Genomic DNA, 557 nt, shown 5'->3' with positions numbered 1-557 from the left:
GCCCCCGCCCGAGCCGGAGGGCCCCTCGCGCATGCTGCCGTACGGGGACGACCCGGGGACGGTGCAGTTCACCGGCGTCGACGGCCTGATGTCGGGACCGCAGGCGCCGCAGCAGCAACAGCACCCCCAGCAGCAGCCCTACTACGACCCCCGGCAGCCCCACCAGCACCAGTCCCAGCAGCCGCAGCAGCCCTATCAGCCGCAGCAGCCCCAGCCGAACCAGCCTCAGCACCCGCAGCAGCCCCAGCAGCCCCAGCACCAGCAGCCCCAGCAGCCCCAGCCTCAGCACCCGCACCAGCCTCAGCACCAGCAGGGTCCGCCGCAGCCGCCGCAGCCCGCGCAGGACGACGCCTTCGCGCACCTCTACCGCGACCAGGGCCGCCCGCCCCAGCAGCCGGCCGGCGGATACCCGCAGCAGCAGCCCGCGGGCTACGGTCAGCAGCCCCCGGCCGGTCCCCCGCAGCACCAGCCGGAACAGCCCACGACCTACCTCCACCAGCCCCAGCAGCCGCACCAACCCCGCCAGCCCCAGTACCCACAGCAGCCGTACTATGCCC

Annotated in this window: 1 protein-coding gene; it reads right to left on the bottom strand. The window is 74.9% G+C overall.

Annotation, left to right across the window (positions count from 1 at the left end; genetic code table 11):
• On the bottom strand, nt 1-557 hold a 557-nt coding region (locus G5C65_RS40300), incomplete at both ends, for a hypothetical protein (protein ID WP_206442746.1).

Origin of the sequence: Streptomyces boncukensis (assembly GCF_011045075.1) — a bacterium.
In the GTDB taxonomy this organism is placed as follows: domain Bacteria; phylum Actinomycetota; class Actinomycetes; order Streptomycetales; family Streptomycetaceae; genus Streptomyces; species Streptomyces boncukensis.
This window is presented reverse-complemented; position numbering and strand designations above follow the sequence as displayed.